This is a genomic window from Microbacterium panaciterrae (assembly GCF_039541635.1).
Lineage (GTDB): Bacteria > Actinomycetota > Actinomycetes > Actinomycetales > Microbacteriaceae > Microbacterium > Microbacterium panaciterrae.
Map to the genome: position 1 here is coordinate 474676 of NZ_BAABGP010000008.1, position 17873 is coordinate 492548.

Below are 17873 nucleotides of genomic sequence, written 5' to 3' on the forward strand. Positions count from 1 at the left end.
CCGAGCTCACGCCGACTGCACTGCCGGTTGCCGAGTGCACGGACAGTTCACGTGAACGAGCGGTGCACTCGGCAAGAAGCCGTGCACTCGGCGACGGCCGCCGATTGCGGTGCCCCGCGCGAGCTCAGCCCAGGAACGCCGCCAGCGCCCGCAGGCGCCGCAGCGTCTCGTCCTTGCCGAGCAGCTCCATCGACTCGAACAGCGGCGGCGACACGCGGCGGCCGGTCAGGGCCACGCGGGGCGGACCGTAGGCGACGCGCGGCTTGAGCCCGAGCTCGTCGACGAGCGCGGCGGCGAGAGCGTTCTGGATCGCCTCGGGCGTGAACGTCTCGAGTGGCTCGAGCGCGGCGGCCGAGGCCGTCACCACCTCGGCGGCGTTCGCGGGCAGACCCTTGAGCGCGTCCTCCTCGTAGGAGACCTCGGACGCGAACAGGAACCCGAGCATGCCCGGCACCTCGCCGAGCAGCTGCACGCGCTCCTGCACGAGCGGGGCGGCGCGGAACGCCAGGACCAGCTGCTCATGCGTCGGCTCGCCGTCGAAGACGTCCGCAGCGGCGAGGTACGGCAGGATCCGCTCCGCGAAGTCCTTGCCCTCCAGCAGACGGATGTGGTCGCCGTTGATCGACTCGGCCTTCTTCTGGTCGAAGCGGGCCGGGTTCGGGTTCACGTTCACGATGTCGAACGCCGCGGTGAACTCGTCGAGCGAGAACACGTCGCGGTCCGCGCCGATCGACCAGCCGAGCAGCGCCAGGTAGTTCAGCAGCCCCTCGGGGATGAAGCCGCGCTCGCGGTGCAGGAACAGGTCGGCCTGCGGGTCGCGCTTGGAAAGCTTCTTGTTGCCGGTCTCCCCCAGCACGAGCGGCATGTGCGCGAAGCGCGGTACGAAAGTGGTGACACCGGCGTCGATGAGCGCGCCGTAGAGGGCGAGCTGCCGCGCCGTGGACGGCATCAGATCCTCGCCGCGCAGCACGTGCGTGACACCCATGAGCGCGTCGTCGACCGGGTTCACGAGCGTGTACAGCGGGGCGCCGTTCGGGCGCACCACCACGAAGTCCGGGAAGGATCCGGCGGGGAAGGTCACCTCGCCGCGGATCAGGTCGACGTAGGTGACGTCTTCGTCGGGCACGCGCAGGCGCAGCGCCGGCTGGCGCCCCTCGGCGCGGAACGCGGCCCGCTGCTCCTCGGTGAGCCGGCGGTCGAAGTTGTCGTAGCCGAGCTGCTTGGCGCGGCCGTTCGCCTCGTTGCGGGCGTCGATCTCCTCCGCGTTCGAGTAGCTCTCGTAGACGGATCCCGCCGCGACGAGCTTGGCGATGACGTCACGATAGATGTCGCCGCGCTCGGACTGGCGGTATGGCCCATGCGGGCCGCCGACCTCGACGCCCTCGTCCCAGTCGATCTTGAGCCAGGTCAGCGCGTCGACGAGCTGGCGGAAGCTCTCCTCGCTGTCCCGGGCGGCATCGGTGTCCTCGATGCGGAACACCATCTTGCCGCCGGTGTGCCGGGCGTACGCCCAGTTGTACAGCGCGGTGCGGACCATGCCCACGTGCGGCAGGCCGGTCGGCGAGGGGCAGAAGCGGACGCGGACGTCGGATCCTGAGGCGGTCGTGGTGCGGGGATCGGGAGTAGCCATAGCCCTTCGATTCTAGGCGGGAGTGGATCCCGGCCCGCACACGGGTCCGGGGCCGGGCGGAGGTTCCCGCCCGGCCCCGGACCGTTCTCTCACTGCGCGACGAGCTGTGCGACGTAGCCCGGAAGCCGGGGCGCGCCCCATCCGGTCGTCAGGTCGTACCCGCCCGTGGTCGGGTAACCGGGAACGACATTCGGCGTGAGGGATCCGTCGGCCGCGATGTCCCACATCCGGTTGCTGTCCAGCATCCCGCTCGGCGTCGTGCCGTACTTCTGCGGCACGACGTCGTCGAACGCCGCGGACTTGTCGAACGACGCGCTGTACAGCACCTTGTTGAGATCGCCGATCGGCGCCTTGCCGGCGGCAGCGCGCGCCTGGTTTCCGATCGCGGTCGCCGCTGCGGCCTGCGGAGACGCCGCAGACGTTCCGCCGAAGACTCCCCACGCCGGAGCACCCTGCGTGCTCGGGAAGTAGGTGTGATAGACGAGCACTCCGCCGTTCACGGCCGCGTTCCACGCGAGATCTGGCACGCCGCGAGCACCGCCCACGACCCCGGAGACGCCGTCCTGGAACGCCGGCCTCTGGTACACCGTCGACAGGCCACCGCCGGTGCCGATCGCGAAGCCGCCTTCATTCCACACGGCCTCGCTGTCACCGCCGGCGTTCCAGCCCCAATAGTCGGGGTTCCGGCTGCCGTCGGCGAGGTAGGGCACGTCCTGGGTCGGGTTCCACGTCCAGCCCGACTGCACCTGCGTGCCGCCGACCGACGTGACGTACGGCGAGACGTTCGGATAGCTCACCTCTGGGGTCGAGCCGACCGTCGTGGCGCGGTGCGAACGGACGAAACCGGTCGACCCGTTGTCGCCGGACGACGAGAAGAAGGTGTCGCCCTTCGCCAGGCCGCGCTGGAAGGTCTGATCGAACTTCGTGAACTGCGCCTTCGCCGCCGCTCCGGATCCGAACGTCTGCTCGTCGGTGCCGAACGACATCGAGAACACCGTGCCCGACGGATACTTCGTGACTGCCCAGTCGATCGCCTTCATCAGGTTGGGCAGGCCCTGCACGCCCTGCGTCTCAGCCGGCGGGGTCGACAGCAGCACGATGTGCGCCTTCGGAGCCATCGCGTACGCCCACTGCACGTCGAGGTTCGCCTCGCCGGCCCAGCTCGCCGCCGCGTTAGGCCCGGACTGACCGATGCCCTTCCCCGTCGGGTTCGTGTAGTCGGGCGCGCCCAGGGGGGACACCGCCTCGAAGTCGGGCGTCGGTCCGCCGAACGTCTGCGCGAAGAAGTTCACGTCGTTCGCGGCAGTCGGGCTGCCGTAGGCGTCGACGAGCACGATCGTCTGGCCGGCGCCGTCGTTGCTCGTCGCGAGCGGGCCGAGCCCGTAGTGCGCGCGCAGCTCGTCGGGCTTGTAGCAGTGGATCGTGGTGGACACGCGGCCGTCGGGTGCGGGTCTCCTGCAGGCCACAGCGCCGGTCGCGTCCGCCTGCGTCGTGAACGCCGAATCGGGTGCCTGCGCGGCATAGGGCACCACGTCGGCGGCTGCCGGGGGCGGTGACGAGACCGGGGAGAGAGCGAGAGCGGTAGCTCCGGCCATCGCCGTGACGCCGAGCAGGGCGCCGAGGGTCCTCGTTCGTGACATGCCAACCTCCTTGTTGACGGATAACCCGGACCACCGGATCAGCGGGCCGGGACCGTCCACGACGCTAGCACCGTGAGGGCACCCGGACCCAGGACACTCAGCCGTCTCATAAGGGACGGATCCCCTGGACCGCCCCGCGACGCCGCTTCAGACGTGCGAGCGCCGCTCAGCGCTTCCCGAGGGGCGAGAGCGCGACGATCGCGACGACCACGACGAGCGCGGCGATCGCGAGGCCCGCATAGGAGAAGGACTGCAGGATCACGCCGGCCAGCACCGCACCACCGGCGGCGCTCAGGCTCATCAGCGAGTCGCTGCGGCCCTGCCGACGCGTGCGCAGCTCCGGAGCGGACGCTTCCGTGAGCAGTGCGGCGCCCGCGACCGTCGCCGCGCTCCAGCCGAGGCCGAGCAGGATCAGCGCGACCATGACGCCCGCGGCGCTCTCCCCGGCGAACATCGCGAAGCTCAGCGATCCGACCAGCAGCACCTGCCCGAGCAGCACGGTGCGCAGCCGCCCCCAGCGATCGGCGAGGATCCCGAACACCGGCGACAGCCCGTACATCCCCGCCACGTGCATCGCGATCGTGACGCCGACCAGCACCGTGACATCCATCTCCATCGACGCGCCGGACATCCCGCTCATACCGCCCGTGCCGCTCATGGCCATGTGCGAGAGGTGCACCGGGGTCATCGCCATCACGGACGCCATGGTCACGTGCGACCCTGCGATCGCGAAGATCGCGTAGCGGGCGGCCACGGGGCGATCCACGCGCTGCAGGCCGGCGGCGACGGATCCGGTCTCCGGGAGCGTTCGCGAGACGAGCAGCGGATCCGGCCGCAGCGCGATCAGATACAGCGCGAACGCGGCGATCTGCGCGACCAGCGAGAACAGGTACGAGCCGGTGTGCACGGGCATCCCGATCGCGTGGCCGAGCTGCTCCCCCGGGCCCAGCAGCAGCGGCCCGGCGACCCCGCCGATCGTGGTCGCCCAGACCACGACGGAAAGGTCGCGTCCGCGATGCTGGGGCTGGGCGAGATCGGTCGCCGCGAAGCGGGACTGCAGGTTGCCCGCGTTGCCCATGCCGATCATGATGATCCCGACCAGCAGCAGCGGGAACACACGCACCGCCGCCGCGGCGATCACGACGAGGATTCCGACGAGCGCGAGCAGGTTGCCCAGCGTCAGCGCGAGCCGGCGACCGCGGAGCCCGGCGAGGCGGGCGAGCGGAATGGCGGCGAGGGCGGCGCCGAGCGTGACCGACGCGGTGGCGAGACCGGAGAGGGCGTCGCTTCCGGAGATGTCGGCCGCGAGCAGCGCCCCCAGCGAGACGGTCGCGCCGAAGGCGATCCCGCCGAGCACCTGGCCGAGCGAGAGGATCCCGACGGTGCGGCGCTGGATCCTGGTGCGATCCAGCGCGCTCAGCGTCACGCCGCTCACCCGGCGGGCAGCGCGTCGCGCACGGAGTTGCGCAGCGTTCCGATGCCCGAGATCTCCACTTCGACGGTGTCGCCGGCCTCGAACGTCCCGACGCCGGCGGGGGTGCCGGTCATGATCACGTCACCGGGCAGCAGCGTGAAGACGGCGGAGGCGTAGGCGATGATGTCGGCGACGGAGTGGATCATATCGCTCAGCGGCGCGTGCTGACGCACCGCGCCGTTCACGCGCGTGGTGAGCTCCGCCTCGTCCAGGGCGACATCCGTCTCGATCCAGGGGCCCAGCGGGCAGAAGGTGTCGAAGCCCTTCGCGCGCGCCCACTGGCCGTCCTTGCGCTGCAGGTCGCGGGCGGTGACGTCGTTGCCGACCGTGTAGCCGAAGACGTACTGATGCGCTTTCTCGGCGGGGACGTTCTTCGCGATGCGCCCGATCACGACGACGAGTTCGCCCTCGTGCTCGGTGCGGTCCGAGAGCGCCGTCGGGCGCACGATCGTGTCGCCCGGGCCGATCACGGCGGTGTTCGGCTTCAGGAACAGCAGCGGCTCTGCGGGCGCCTCGCCGCCCATCTCGGCGGCGTGGTCGTGGTAGTTCTTGCCGACGCACACGACTTTGGAGCGCGGGATCACGGGCGCGAGCAGTGCCGCGTCGGCGAGCGGCACGCGCTCCCCCGTCGTCTCGTACCCGGCGAACATCGGATCCCCGGCCAGCACGACCAGCTCGCCCTCGTCGAGGATTCCGTACTTGATGCCGTCGTCATGGCTGAACCGCGCGATCTTCACGGGTTCAGCCTATCGAGCGAGCTACCCCACCGGGCCCTTCGACAGGCTCAGGGACCGGGCTCAGGGACCGGGCTCAGACGTGCTCGGCCTTGTTGCCGCCGGCCTCGAGCACGTCGCCCGCGGGCAGCTCCTTGTGCCCGCCGAACTGCAGGCGCATCGCGGAGAGCACCTGATTCGCGAAGCGATCCTCGTCGCGGGAGGCGAACCGCTCGAACAGCGACGCGGCCAGCACCGGCACGGGCACCCCCACGTCGACGGCGGCCTTGACCGTCCAGCGGCCTTCGCCCGAATCGGAGACCCGCCCGGCGAGCCCCTCGAGCGTCGGGTTGCCCTGGAGTGCGGCGGCGCTGAGGTCGAGCAGCCAGGACGAGATGACCGAGCCCCGTCGCCACAGCTCGGTGACCTTCGGGGTGTCGATGTCGAACTGGTAGTACTCGGGCTCTTCCAGGGGCGCGATCTCGGCCGAGTGCTCGGCCTCGCGGATCCCGGCGTCGGCGTTCTCCAGCAGGTTCAGGCCCTCGGCGAGCGCCGCCATGATGCCGTACTCGATGCCGTTGTGCACCATCTTGACGAAGTGCCCCGCGCCCGACGGACCGCAGTGCAGGAAGCCCAGCTCCTCCGGGGCCAGGTCGCCGGTGCGGCCGGGAGTGCGCTCGATGTCGCCGGCGCCCGGGGCGATGGTCTCCAGGATCGGAGTGATCGTCTGGAACGCCCTGTCCGGGCCTCCGACCATCAGGCAGTAGCCGCGCTCCAGGCCGAACACGCCGCCGCTCGTGCCGACGTCGACGTAGTCCAGGCCCTTCTCGTGCAGCGCCTTGGCCCGGCGCACATCGTCGCGGTAGTTCGAGTTGCCGCCGTCGATCAGGATGTCGCCCGGCTGCAGCACTGCCGACAGCTCGTCGACCACGCCGCCGGTGAGGCCGGCCGGAATCATCAGCCAGACGACACGCGGCCCCTCGAGCTTCGCCGCGATGTCCGCGTAGTCGGTCGCACCGATCGCGCCCTCCGCCACCAGCGCGGCGACGGCGTCCGGGTTGACGTCGTAGACGACGCACTCGTGCCCTCCGCGCATGAGACGGCGCACGATGTTCGCGCCCATTCGTCCGAGTCCGACCATGGCCAGCTTCATAGCGGGTCCTCTCTCAAGCTTTGCAGGAACGGGGCCGGGCCCTTCGACAGGCTCAGGGACCGACGGTGGTATCGGGGCTCAGGGTCCGGCGGTGGCGGGTCAGGCGTCCAGGCGCACGAGCCAGCCGTGCGTGTCCTCACGGCGGCCGTACTGGATGTCGGTGAGCTCCTGACGCAGCGACATCGCGAGTTCGGTCGATTCCGGACCGGAGTGCACGATCTCGAAGTCGTCGGCCATGAGCGTGCCGATCGGCACCACCACGGCGGCCGTGCCGCAGGCGAATGCGCCCACGATCTCGCCCGAGGCGGCACCGTCACGCCACTCCTGGATCGAGAGCTTGCGCTGCTCGACGGTGAGGCCGCGATCCTTCGCCAGCTCCAGGATCGAGGCCAGCGTGATGCCCTCGAGGATCGAGTCGGACGCCGGCGTCAGCAGCCGGCCGTCGCGGGTGACGAGCACGAGGTTCATGCCGCCGAGCTCCTCGATGTATTCCCCGTCGAGGAACAGCACCTGCTGGCAGCCCTTCTTGTACGCCTCCTCCTGCGGAAGCAGGCTCGAGGCGTAGTTGCCGCCGGTCTTCGCCGCACCCGTGCCGCCGTGGCCGGCGCGCGCGTAGTCGCGGGACAGCCAGATGTTCACCGGCTGCACGCCGCCCGGGAAGTACGCCCCGGCGGGGCTTGCGATCAGGTAGTAGCCGACCTTCTTCGCGGCACGAACGCCCAGGAACGCCTCCTTGGCGAACATGAACGGACGCAGATACAGGCTCTCCTCGGGGTTGCTGGGCACCCAGGAGGAGTCGACCGCGACGAGCTGCTTGAGCGATTCGATGAACAGCTCGGTGGGCAGCTCGGGCAGCGCGAGTCGGCGCGCGGAGCGCTGCAGGCGCGCGGCGTTGCGGTCGGGACGGAAGGTCCAGACGGATCCGTCGGCGTGCCGGTACGCCTTGAGGCCTTCGAAGATCTCCTGCGAGTAGTGCAGCACCGCTGCGGCGGGGTCCAGCGGGATCGGCCCGTACGGCGAGACCCGCGGACGGTGCCAGCCGCCCTTGTCCGACCAGCACAGGTCGACCATGTGGTCGGTGAAGTACTGCCCGAATCCGGGGTTCTGAAGAATCTCCTCGCGCTGGGCGTCGGGGACCGCCTCCTCGTTGCGCGTGACCCGCCAGATGAGGCCGGCGGGTGAGGGAGCCTGAAGGGGAAGTTCGATGGTCATGATTCGTGTCCTGACAGGTCGTGGCGTTGGCGACTGTGCCGGATCCCAGGTTACGCCTGGAGCCGGGCGATGATCGCCGCGCCGGTCTGCTCTGTGGTGCGGGCGCCGGTGCGCGCCGCGATGTCCTCCTCGACCGCGCGCTGCACACGCGCGCCCTCGGCGCCAAGTCCCAGGTGGTCCAGGAGCAGGGCGACGGAGAGGATCGCCGCGGTCGGGTCGGCCTTCTGCTGACCCGCGATGTCGGGTGCCGAGCCGTGCACCGGCTCGAACATCGACGGGAACGCGCCGTCGGGGTTGATGTTGCCCGAGGCGGCGAGGCCGATGCCACCGGTGACGGCGCCGGCCAGATCCGTGAGGATGTCCCCGAAGAGGTTGTCGGTGACGATGACGTCGAAGCGCGAAGGGTGGGTGACCAGGAAGATCGTGGCCGCGTCGACGTGCAGGTAGTCTACGGCGACGTAGGGGTACTCGAGCGCCACCTCGTCGACGATCCGCTTCCAGATCGCTCCGGCGTGCACCAGCACGTTGGTCTTGTGCACGAGGGTGAGCTTCTTCCGGCGCTTCTCCGCCAGCGCGAAGGCGTAGCGGACGACGCGTTCGACGCCGAACGCCGTGTTCACGCTGGTCTCGTTCGCGACCTCGTGCGGCGTGCCCTTCCGGATGGCACCGCCGTTGCCGACATACGGCCCCTCGGTGCCCTCTCGGACCACGACGAAGTCGATCTCGCCCGGGTCTGCCAGCGGCCCCGGCGCCCCCGGGTACAGCCGGGACGGGCGCAGGTTGACGTAGTGGTCGAGCTCGAAACGCAGCTTCAGCAGCAGTCCGCGCTCGATGTTCGCGTCCTTCAGACGCGGGTCTCCGGGGAGCCCTCCCACCGCGCCGAGCAGGATCGCGTCGTGCGCGCCGATCGCGTCGAGGTCCTCGTCGGTGAGCGTGTCGCCGGTCTCGAGGTACCGCGCGGCGCCGAGCGAGAAACGGGTCTTCTCGAAGGTCACGTCCGATCCGGCGGTGACGGCGTCGAGCACCTTCTCCGCCTCGGTGACGACCTCGGGACCGATGCCGTCACCGGGGATGACGGCCAGCTTCACGACACGCGACATGGTGCTCCTTGCGAATGGTGCGGGTGCAGGTTCCCAGGCTATCGGGAGCCGGGGAACCTGCATGCTCGCGTGTCGGGCCCTTCGACAGGCTCAGGAGCCGAGACGGCGACCCAGGGTGAGCGCCGCGATCACGGCGGCGCCGATCACGAGGACGCCGCCGATGAGCGACGTCACGGTGACGCCCGTGCCGAAGGCGTCGGCTGCGGCCTGCTGCAGCGCGTGCGCGACGGATGCCGGAAGCCCCTCTGCCGCGGAGAAGGCCCCCGCGAGGGTCTCGCGCGCCCGGTCCGCGGCCGCTGCGGGAACCCCGTCCGGGATGATGAGAGAGCTGCGGTAGAACGCGGTGATGATGCCGCCGAGGATGGTGGTGCCGAGCACCGCGCCCAGCTCGTACGCGGTCTCGGAGACCGCACTCGCGGCTCCCGCCTTCTCCGCGGGGGCGGCGGCCAGGATCAGCTCGTTCGACACGGTCTCCGCGGCGCCGATCCCGGTTCCGAGCAGGACGAACGCGACGATCAGGGGCGCGACGCCGTGTGCATGCGTGGTGAACGCCACGACGAGGTAGCCGGCCAGCGAGAACACGAGCGCGGACGGCACCAGGATCTCGGGCCGCACCCGGCGGGCGACCGGCACGACGGCGAGACCCGCGACGATCATCATGCCCATCCCGGGGATGAGGGCGAGCCCGGCGTCGATCGGCTTCAGCCCGAGCACGAGCTGAAGGTGCTGGGACACGTAGTAGAGGAAGCCGACCAGGGCGATCACGCTGAGCAGGTTCACCAGGATCGCGCCCGTGAACATGCCCCGGCGGAAGAGCGCCATGTCGAGCATCGGGATCTCGGCGCGCAGCTGTCGGCGCACGAACAGGAAGCCCATCCCGACGCCGAGCACGAGCAGGATCACCACGAGCGGCGTGACGCCCTCGACCGCGAACTCCTTGATCGCGTAGACCACCGGCACCGTCGTTACCATGGAGGTCAGGATGCTGAGCGGATCGATCCGGCCGGGGTTCGGGTCGCGGCTCTCGGGTACCAGGAGCGGCGCGAGGATCAGCAGCGGGATCAGCACGGGCACGGCCACGAGGAACACGGCGCCCCAGGCGAAGTGCTCGAGCAGCAGCCCGCCGACGATCGGGCCGAGGGCGGATCCTGCCGAGAACGCCGCCGCCCAGACGGCGATCGCGAGGCGGCGCTGCTCCCGATTGCGGAACACCGAGCGCAGCAGCGACAGCGTCGACGGCATCAGCATGGCGCCGAAGAGGCCGAGCAGCGCGCGGGCGGCGATGAGCAGGCCGGCCGTCGGGGCGAACGCGGCGAGCGCGGAGACCAGCGCGAAGCCCGTGGCTCCGATGAGCAGCATCCTGCGCCGGCCGAACCGGTCGCCGAGCGTGCCCATGGTGACGAGGAGGCCGGCGAGCACCAGCGGGTAGACGTCGATGATCCACAGCTGCTGGACGCCGGTGGGGCTCAGCGCCGTGGAGATCTCGGGCAGCGCGAAGGACAGCACCGTGTTGTCGACGGAGACCAGCAGCACGGGCAGCATGAGCACGACCAGCGCCGCCCAGCCGCGCGCGCCGACGCGGGGGCCATCGGTCTCCTGCAGGGAGATCGTCGCGGTGGTGGGCATGGTGCACCTCTCAGCTTTCCGAATTACTTAACCGTCCAGATGGTACAGTAACAGACATGGCCAGACCTCCGCACGCCCGAGAGCGCGTCCTCGACGCGTTCGAGGCGCTCCTCATCTCCGACGGCGAGCGCGCCGCGACTCTCGACGCCGTCGCCCGTGCCGCGGGCGTCTCGAAGGGCGGTCTGCTCTACCACTTCGGGTCGAAGGACGACCTGGCTGCGGCGATGATCGCGCGCCTGGACCGCCTCGGCGCCGAGGACGTCGAACGGATCCGCTCCGCCGCCGAGGGACCGGTCGAGTACTACCTGCGCACCTCGGTCATGATGGACGACGCGCTCGACCGGGCGATCATCGCCGCCACCCGTCTGGCGCAGGGCGGCAGCACGGCCGCCACCGATGCGCTGCACCGCATGCGGGAGGATTCCGCGGAAGTGATCCGTCCGCACGTGCAGGATCAGGCCGCGCTCGACCTCGTGATGCTGCTCAGCGACGGCCTGTTCTTCAACAACACGCTGGACGCGGACGGCTCCGACGGGGTGGTCCCCGCCGGAGCCGCACTGGAGGCGCTGATCGCGCTGGTCAGCAGCGCCACGCGCCCGCGTCGCTCTCGGGACCGTTGAGCCAGGACGGAGCGCCAGCGACGTCCGCCTCCCGGGGTCGCAAGAGCGGGGCTCAGACCTCGACGAGCTCGATCTGGCGGAACAGGTCGGCGTCGATGGCCACGCGCACCTCGTCCAGGAGCGCCTCCGGGATCGGCGAGTCGAGCGTGAGCACGGACAGCGCCTGGCCGCCCGCGGTCTCCCGCGCGATCTGCATGCCGGCGATGTTGATCCCGGCCTCGCCGAAGCGCTGGCCGTAGACCGCCACGATGCCGGGACGGTCGGTGTAGAGCATCACGACGTGGTGCTTCTCGATCGGCAGCTCGACCGCGTGGCCGTTGATCGCGACGAGCTTCTCGATCTGCTTCGGCCCGGTCAGCGTGCCAGAGACCGAGACCTGACTGCCGTCGGCGAGCGCACCGCGCAGCGTGATGACGTTGCGGTACTCCTCGCTGATCTCGTCCTGCACCAGGCGCACCGCGACACCGCGCTGCTCGGCCAGCAGCGGGGCGTTCACATACGAGACCGTCTCGCTCACGATCGGGGTGAACACGCCCTTGAGCGCGGCGAGGCGCAGCACGCTCACGTCGTAGGCGTTCAGCTCGCCGTGCACCTCGACATCGAGGCTGGTGAGCGGCGACTGGGCGAGGAAGGAGAGGATCTGGCCGAGCTTCTCGGTGAGCGGGATGCCGGGGCGCACGTACGGGTCGATGACCCCGCCGGCGACGTTGACCGCATCCGGGACGAGATCGCCCCCCAGTGCGAGGCGCACCGAGCGGGCGACCGAGACGCCAGCCTTCTCCTGCGCCTCGTCGGTGCTGGCGCCGAGGTGCGGGGTGACGACGACGTTCGGCAGTGCGGTGAGGGCACGGGCCGAGCCCCCCTCGACCGGCGGCTCCGACGTGAAGACGTCGAGGCCGGCGCCGGCGATCTCGCCGTTCTGCAGGGCGACCAGCAGCGCGTCCTCGTCGATCAGCCCACCGCGGGCGACGTTGACGACGTAGGAGGTCGGCTTCATGGCGCGGAACTGCTCGGCGCCGATCATGCCCGTGGTCTCCGGGGTCTTCGGCATGTGGATCGTGAGGAAGTCCGCCTCCGCGACCAGCTCGTCGAGGCTCACGAGCTGCACGCCGAGCTGCTGCGCGCGGGCACTGGTGACGTACGGATCGAAGGCGATGACGCGCATGTCGAACGCCGCGAGGCGGGCCGCGACGAGAGCGCCGATCCTGCCCAGCCCGACGATGCCGACGGTCTTCTCGAACAGCTCGACGCCGGTGTACGAGCTGCGCTTCCACGCCCCCGCAGACAGCGAGCCGTGCGCGGCCGGGATGCGCCGGGCGAGGCTGAGGATGTGACCGACCGTGAGCTCGGCGGCCGAGACGATGTTCGAGGTGGGCGCGTTCACCACCATGACGCCGGCGGCCGTGGCGGCCTTGATGTCGACGTTGTCCAGGCCTACTCCCGCGCGAGCGACGACCTTCAGGACCGGAGCGTGCGAGAGCGCCTCCGCATCGATCTTCGTGGCGGAGCGGATCAGCACCGCGTCGGCATCGGCGAGGGCGGCGAACAGGGCCTCCCGGTCGGTGCCGTCGACCGAACGGACGTCGAAGTCGGGCCCGAGTGCATCCACCGTGGCGGGAGAGAGCGTCTCCGCGAGCAGGACGACGGGCTTCTTGGCGGACGTGTTCACGGCGTTCTCGGGCACAGAGATCCTTCGGGAGGGGAGGGGGCCGATGCGCCGCACCGTCGGGGCGCGAATGTGCGAACACTCTACCCGAGCGGCACAGGCGCCTCCTGCCGTGTGACGGCGTGCGACGTCAGCGCGGCGTCGCTCAGTGCCCGCCGCTCAGCGTGTAGCCCACGACGTCGAGCCAGAACACGGCGACGAGCCCGAGGCCGGCGACCAGCACGAGCGCCACGGTGCCGAGCCTGCGCCGCCGGGTCAGTGCGATCGCGGCCCCGTAGACCACCGCGGGCAGCACGATGGACAGGATCAGCGCCACCCACGTCGTCGCTCCGACCGGGAGGCCCACCAGCGGGACCATGTATGCGATCGCATTCCAGATCGCGTAGGCGTACAGGAGGCCGGTGAGGCCGAGGATCCCGTAGAGCACCCAGCGCGGGCGGCGCGGGTCGCCCTCCCCCGTCTCCGGTGTCGTCTCGTCGAGGCTCATGCTCCCACCGTCCCGAACATCACGAACGGCCACGGCACGAGCAGCACCACGCCGGCGATCAGCGCGACGATGCGGATCCAGGTCGCCCTGCCGCGGGTGAGCACCCAGGCCGCGGCGAACCACAGCACCGGCGCGAGCACGGCAAGCCACATCCACGGTAGATACATCCAGTCCGCCACGAGCAGCGAGGCGCGAGGGCGCAGGCGGAGGCCGCCGACCGCCCAGCCCACCGCGAAGAGCAGGTATGCGCCGCCGACGATGCCGTAGAACACCAGCGCGACGTTGCCGATCCCCGCGGGCTCCTCGTCCGCGTCGCGCACGGCGGCCGCGGCCGCTGTCGGTCCGGCCGGCGCCTCGGGCGACGCCGCGAACTCAGGAGCGGGAGACGGCTCCTTCGGCTCGGGTCCTGAGGGCGGGGTGGACGAGGGATCGGGATCGTCGCCGTCCCAGCGCAGAGCTTCATCCGGATCGGAGGTCATGTCACCAGCGTAGCGATCGGAAATCCCTGATCCCGCGGCCCCGCCCCACTATGCTCGGTGCCAGCATCAGCCGAAAGGACCACCGTGTCTGAGAACAGCAGCAAGAAGCCCGCGGCACGAGCGGCCTCCAAGCCGGCCGCGAATCCGGCGTCCGGCAGCGGGGACGCCCCGGCGGATCCTCCCGCCGGGTGGACGCCGACCCCCGAGTCGAAGAGCAGCGCCACGCGGCTCCGTTGGATCGCCGGGGTGCTCTGGGCCGTCGCGATCGCCGCCGAGGCCGTCGGCATCTTCTGGCTGCTGCGTCAGCGCCAGTTCGTCGGCAAGGACGGCCAGCTCGTCCGCAACCCCGACACGGGTCTGCTCGAGCAGCAGGGCGCGACCGCGACCTTCCCGCAGTGGGCGTTCATCACGCTGATCGTGCTGTTCGTCGTGATCGCGGCGCTGTCGATCACCGGATCCTTCCTGTGGAAGAAGGCGAACCGGCTGGATCCCGCCCGCCGCTCCGACACCGTGCGGTTCTTCGTGCAGAACCAGCTCGGCGCGATCATCGCGGTCATCGCGTTCGTGCCGCTCATCATCATGGTGTTCCTGAACAAGGACATGAGCAAGGGCCAGAAGACGACGGCCGGCATCGTCGGCATCGTCCTCGCCGCGCTCGCCGTCGTGCTGGGCATCGACTTCAACCCGCCGTCCGTCGAGCAGTACACCGCCGATCAGTCCACGGTCATCCAGCTCCTCGGCCAGGACAAGGTCGTGTGGGTCAACGGCGGGACGGTCTACCACGTCTGCGAGCAGGTGTCGGCGATCCAGACCGGCAGCAACAAGCTCACCGGCACCACCGCCGAGGCCGTCGCGGCCGGCAAGACCCGCCTGACGCTCGAGTTCGCCTCCGAGCTGCGCAAGTGCGGCCTCCCCGTGCCCGACAACGCCACCGCGATCGCGGATGCGCTGCGTGCGATCCGCGACGGCAAGACCGGCACCGCGCTCCCCGCCCCCGTGTGGGCTTCCGGAACCCAGGCGCCGATCACGATCCCGGACGCGTCCTCGTCGGGCTCGACGCCGGTGCCGACCACGACGCCTTAGCGGAGACGCCGTTGCTCGCTCAGCCCGCGTCGGCCACCATCAGCACAGCGACCGGCTCGCCCCGCAGCGCATCGGGGATCACGGCCTCCGCGGTGCCGTCCGCGCATCCGACCAGCGTCGCGGCGGATCCGTCGGCCCAGCGCGCCTCGCCCGCCATCGCCAGTTCGACGGGCAGCTCCAGCGTCCCCGTCGCGGGGTCGAGGGCGTGCACGTGCACGAGGCCCTCGGCGCGCGTGTAGGCGCGTGGTGCGCCGGTCCGCTCCCCCGCACGGATCCACGGCCGCGTGCCGTAGACCGCGTCGCCGTTGTCCTGAAGCCACGTGCCCAGCTCGCGCATGGCCCGGCGCTGCAGTTCCGGGATCTCCCCGGTCGCCGTCGGGCCGACGTTGATGAGCAGGTTGCCGTTCTTCGCCACGACGTCGACGAGCAGGCGGATCAGCGCCGCGCCGGAGAGCGACTGCCGCTCGTCCTCGGCCTGGTTGTACCCGAACGAGTAGCCGAGGCCGCGGGTGGACTCCCAGGGCGCGTCGATGATGTCCGGGATGTGCGTGTACTCCCGCGTCAGGAAGCCGTGGTAGGGCACCCCCCAGCGATCGTTCACCACACCGTCGGGCACCTGTGCGAAATAGCGGCGCAGCAGCGCCGCGACCGCGAAGTCGTCCGGGCCCTTGCCGCGATCCGGCCACTCGATGTCGTTCCAGAGCAGGTCCGGGGAGAACCGCTGCATGAGCTCGTCGAGCTGGGCGGCGGCGTAGCGGGAGAAGTGCTCGTCGTTGCGGCGGAACCGGAACAGATCCGTGTCCGACTCGATCGCCGGGAAGTCGCTCGCGTGCCAGTCCAGCGCCCCGGAGAAGTAGACCCCGAAGCGCGCACCGGCGCGCCGCGTGGCGTCGTGGAACTCGGCGATGAGGTCGCGGCGCGGTCCGCGGGCGACGGCGTTGAAGCCGGTCGTCTCGGTGCCCCAGAGGCAGAATCCCTCGTGGTGCTTGGTGGTCGGCACGATGTAGCGGGCGCCGGCACCCACGAGCTCGCTCACGAACGCGTCGGCGTCGAACGCCGAGGCGTCCCAGAGGTCGGCGAGGTCCTCGTACGAGGTGCCGGGACCGTAGAGCTCCTGGTGCCGCTGCCAGGTCGGGCTGCCGGCGATCCTCACGGTGTTGCCGTACCACTCCGCGTACTGGTGCCAGGCGTAGGCGTCCTCGGTGGGGATGTGCACGCCCGCGCCGTGCTGCACCGCCCAGGCCGGCACCGAGTACAGCCCCCAGTGCACGAAGAAGCCGAGCTTGGCGTCGCGGTACCAGTCCGGCACGCCCTGGGTCGGATAGACCGGCGCCGCAGTCCCGAAGTCGGGTCCGGTGCGCTTCTCGAAGTTCATCATGCGGGGATCCCCTCTCCGCGGCGGCTGACGTGCGCCGTGAGCGCCGGAGTGCCGGTGGTGTCGAACGGGTACACGCCGGGTGCGAGCCGGTGGTGGCCAAGGCGCAGCAGATCCTGGTCCACGCCGCCCGGAGTGAGCGCGAGCGTCCAGTCCGCGGCGAGGTCGTACAGCTCGGGCTCGAGATAGCCGATCTTCACGATCACCACATCGGCGCGGGCGGGATCGATCCCCAGCATGCGGAAGTCGTGGAGATGGTGGAACGGCTTGCGGCGCTCCGTGAGGATCGCGTGCACGCTGCCGGCGCGGATCACGACCTGGGTGCCGGCGGCAGGATCGCCCTCGGTGATGGAGAACACCTCGCCGGCGATCCGGACCGGGCCGCGCGGGCCGGGATCCACGCGCCCGCCGACGTCGAGCGTCACGATCGCGCCGACACCCGCGGCGACGGCCTGCGCCACCGCGTCCCGGTCGAACACGGACGCGTGCACGACGACCCGGCCGGCAGCGGCGAGGTCCTCGCGCGCGAGCAGCTCGCCCAGCGTCCACGAGACATCGCCCGCACCGCCGGCTGTGGGGTTGTCGCCCGAGTCCGAGATCACGTACGGGCGGGCGGCGCCCGCTGCGAGCGCACGATCGAGCGCCGCTCCGAGAGGCGCGGTCGGCCCCACGAAGACGAAGTCGCCGCGCGCGTCCCAGTACTGCCGGGCCAGGCGCTCCGCCTCGCGGGCGATGACCTCGCGGTCGTCGCCGGTGACCATCACGATCGCCATGTTGCGGGGCTCATCGGCCCATGCGTAGCCGACCCAGATCGCGGCGTCCATGACGCCGTCGAGCTCCTCGACGGCGGGGACCTCTGCGTAGATGCCCCGGGCGGGCTCCAGCCGGGTGCTGGTCTTCTCGCCCGGCAGCAGCACCGGCACCGGCACCCACGCCTTGTACGGGCGGCGGCGCAGCACATCGGATCCGTGCGGGCCGCGGAGCCGCACGAGCAGGTTCCACACCGCGCGCTCCTTGGTGTTCATCCAGTCCTCGTGCGGTGCCATCCGGTAGCAGGTGAGCAGGTCGAGCGCGTCGCGGAGCACCTCGGAGACATTGCCGTGCAGGTCCATCGAGGTCGACACCAGCACGTCGTCGCCGAGCGCCTCCCGCACCGCGGTGGCGAGGTCGCCCTCCGCGTCCTGCATGCCGACGACGCTCATCGCGCCGTGGATGTCGAAGAAGAACCCGTCGAACGGTCCTCCGGCAGCGATCTCGGCGCGGATCCCGCGCACGATCGCGTCCTTCATCCGCTGATAGGTCGCGGGGGCGACCGCTCCGCCGGGAAGCGAGCGCCCGTGGTGGATCGGCACCCACTCGACCGCGTCCCGCAGCTCGCGCCCCGCGTCCAGGAACGGGTAGTAGCCGAGGAGGTCCGCGCCCTCCCGGATCGTGAACGCCTCATCGCCGGAGATGTGCGGCGAGAATGTGCTCGACTCGATCGAGATCCCGGCGATCCCGATCCGCGGACGGGCGAGTCCGCCCTCGGCCAGCGGCGGAAGCGGGCCCATCCAGACGGTGTCGGCGTCGGGGCGGGCGGCAGGGGCTGCGGGCTCGGTCATGAAGCTTCGTTCCT

General features: G+C 70.7%; 15 protein-coding genes. 2 read left to right on the top strand and 13 right to left on the bottom strand.

Features of this window, described 5'->3' with window-relative positions:
- Positions 1 to 124: 124 nt before the first annotated feature.
- From gltX to ABD882_RS07285, 8 genes are all read right to left on the bottom strand, one after another.
- On the bottom strand, positions 125 to 1630 hold the full coding sequence (gltX, locus tag ABD882_RS07250; RefSeq protein ID WP_345185626.1) for a glutamate--tRNA ligase: 1506 nt from the start codon (positions 1628 to 1630) through the stop codon (positions 125 to 127).
- Positions 1631 to 1719: 89 nt separating this feature from the next.
- Positions 1720 to 3270: a S53 family peptidase gene (locus tag ABD882_RS07255; RefSeq protein ID WP_345185627.1), complete on the bottom strand. Its 1551-nt coding sequence runs from the start codon at positions 3268 to 3270 to the stop codon at positions 1720 to 1722.
- A gap of 166 nt (positions 3271 to 3436) precedes the next feature.
- Positions 3437 to 4690 (bottom strand): MFS transporter, encoded by a 1254-nt coding sequence (locus ABD882_RS07260; RefSeq protein WP_425563342.1) that lies wholly within the window; start codon positions 4688 to 4690, stop codon positions 3437 to 3439.
- Between the two features lie 11 nt (positions 4691 to 4701).
- The gene (locus ABD882_RS07265; protein ID WP_345185630.1) at positions 4702 to 5481 is read right to left on the bottom strand and encodes a fumarylacetoacetate hydrolase family protein; all 780 of its coding nucleotides are present in this window, start codon (positions 5479 to 5481) and stop codon (positions 4702 to 4704) included.
- Between the two features lie 73 nt (positions 5482 to 5554).
- Positions 5555 to 6610 (bottom strand): phosphogluconate dehydrogenase (NAD(+)-dependent, decarboxylating), encoded by a 1056-nt coding sequence (gene gnd, locus ABD882_RS07270; protein WP_345185632.1) that lies wholly within the window; start codon positions 6608 to 6610, stop codon positions 5555 to 5557.
- Between the two features lie 99 nt (positions 6611 to 6709).
- Positions 6710 to 7822 carry a branched-chain amino acid aminotransferase gene (locus ABD882_RS07275; protein WP_345185633.1) on the bottom strand — a complete coding sequence of 371 codons (1113 nt, stop codon included), beginning with the start codon at positions 7820 to 7822 and terminating at the stop codon, positions 6710 to 6712.
- 50 nt (positions 7823 to 7872) lie between these two features.
- Positions 7873 to 8922: a 3-isopropylmalate dehydrogenase gene (locus ABD882_RS07280; protein ID WP_345185635.1), complete on the bottom strand. Its 1050-nt coding sequence runs from the start codon at positions 8920 to 8922 to the stop codon at positions 7873 to 7875.
- Between the two features lie 90 nt (positions 8923 to 9012).
- Positions 9013 to 10548, bottom strand: coding sequence for an MFS transporter (locus tag ABD882_RS07285; RefSeq protein WP_345185636.1), 1536 nt, complete (start codon positions 10546 to 10548; stop codon positions 9013 to 9015).
- 56 nt (positions 10549 to 10604) lie between these two features.
- On the opposite strand from ABD882_RS07285, the gene ABD882_RS07290 reads away from it, so the two are divergent.
- Entirely contained in the window at positions 10605 to 11168 is a 564-nt protein-coding gene (locus ABD882_RS07290; RefSeq protein ID WP_345185639.1) for a TetR family transcriptional regulator, read from the top strand.
- Positions 11169 to 11220: 52 nt separating this feature from the next.
- Here the strand turns inward: ABD882_RS07290 and serA are convergent, their stop codons facing one another.
- From serA to ABD882_RS07305, 3 genes are all read right to left on the bottom strand, one after another.
- Complete coding sequence (serA, locus tag ABD882_RS07295) at positions 11221 to 12852, bottom strand: phosphoglycerate dehydrogenase (protein WP_345185640.1); 1632 nt, start codon at positions 12850 to 12852, stop codon at positions 11221 to 11223.
- Between the two features lie 127 nt (positions 12853 to 12979).
- Positions 12980 to 13321: a hypothetical protein gene (locus tag ABD882_RS07300; protein ID WP_345185642.1), complete on the bottom strand. Its 342-nt coding sequence runs from the start codon at positions 13319 to 13321 to the stop codon at positions 12980 to 12982.
- Positions 13318 to 13800 carry a hypothetical protein gene (locus tag ABD882_RS07305; protein ID WP_345185644.1) on the bottom strand — a complete coding sequence of 161 codons (483 nt, stop codon included), beginning with the start codon at positions 13798 to 13800 and terminating at the stop codon, positions 13318 to 13320. The genes ABD882_RS07300 and ABD882_RS07305 overlap by 4 nt, the downstream gene beginning before the upstream one ends.
- An 84-nt stretch (positions 13801 to 13884) precedes the next feature.
- On the opposite strand from ABD882_RS07305, the gene ABD882_RS07310 reads away from it, so the two are divergent.
- On the top strand, positions 13885 to 14883 hold the full coding sequence (locus ABD882_RS07310; protein WP_345185646.1) for a hypothetical protein: 999 nt from the start codon (positions 13885 to 13887) through the stop codon (positions 14881 to 14883).
- Between the two features lie 19 nt (positions 14884 to 14902).
- Here the strand turns inward: ABD882_RS07310 and ABD882_RS07315 are convergent, their stop codons facing one another.
- Entirely contained in the window at positions 14903 to 16261 is a 1359-nt protein-coding gene (locus ABD882_RS07315) for an alpha-L-fucosidase (protein WP_345185648.1), read from the bottom strand.
- Entirely contained in the window at positions 16258 to 17808 is a 1551-nt protein-coding gene (locus ABD882_RS07320) for a M81 family metallopeptidase (RefSeq protein ID WP_345185870.1), read from the bottom strand. The genes ABD882_RS07315 and ABD882_RS07320 overlap by 4 nt, the downstream gene beginning before the upstream one ends.
- Between the last annotated feature and the right edge of the window lie 65 nt (positions 17809 to 17873).

Coding starts and splice junctions, on each gene's coding strand:
- ABD882_RS07300 (WP_345185642.1), bottom strand. CDS start 13,321: ATGAGCCTCGACGAGACGACACCGGAGACGGGGGAGGGCGACCCGCGC.
- gltX (WP_345185626.1), bottom strand. CDS start 1,630: ATGGCTACTCCCGATCCCCGCACCACGACCGCCTCAGGATCCGACGTC.
- ABD882_RS07290 (WP_345185639.1), top strand. CDS start 10,605: ATGGCCAGACCTCCGCACGCCCGAGAGCGCGTCCTCGACGCGTTCGAG.
- ABD882_RS07315 (WP_345185648.1), bottom strand. CDS start 16,261: ATGATGAACTTCGAGAAGCGCACCGGACCCGACTTCGGGACTGCGGCG.
- ABD882_RS07255 (WP_345185627.1), bottom strand. CDS start 3,270: ATGTCACGAACGAGGACCCTCGGCGCCCTGCTCGGCGTCACGGCGATG.
- ABD882_RS07320 (WP_345185870.1), bottom strand. CDS start 17,808: ATGGGCCCGCTTCCGCCGCTGGCCGAGGGCGGACTCGCCCGTCCGCGG.
- gnd (WP_345185632.1), bottom strand. CDS start 6,610: ATGAAGCTGGCCATGGTCGGACTCGGACGAATGGGCGCGAACATCGTG.
- ABD882_RS07275 (WP_345185633.1), bottom strand. CDS start 7,822: ATGACCATCGAACTTCCCCTTCAGGCTCCCTCACCCGCCGGCCTCATC.
- ABD882_RS07305 (WP_345185644.1), bottom strand. CDS start 13,800: ATGACCTCCGATCCGGATGAAGCTCTGCGCTGGGACGGCGACGATCCC.
- ABD882_RS07285 (WP_345185636.1), bottom strand. CDS start 10,548: ATGCCCACCACCGCGACGATCTCCCTGCAGGAGACCGATGGCCCCCGC.
- ABD882_RS07280 (WP_345185635.1), bottom strand. CDS start 8,922: ATGTCGCGTGTCGTGAAGCTGGCCGTCATCCCCGGTGACGGCATCGGT.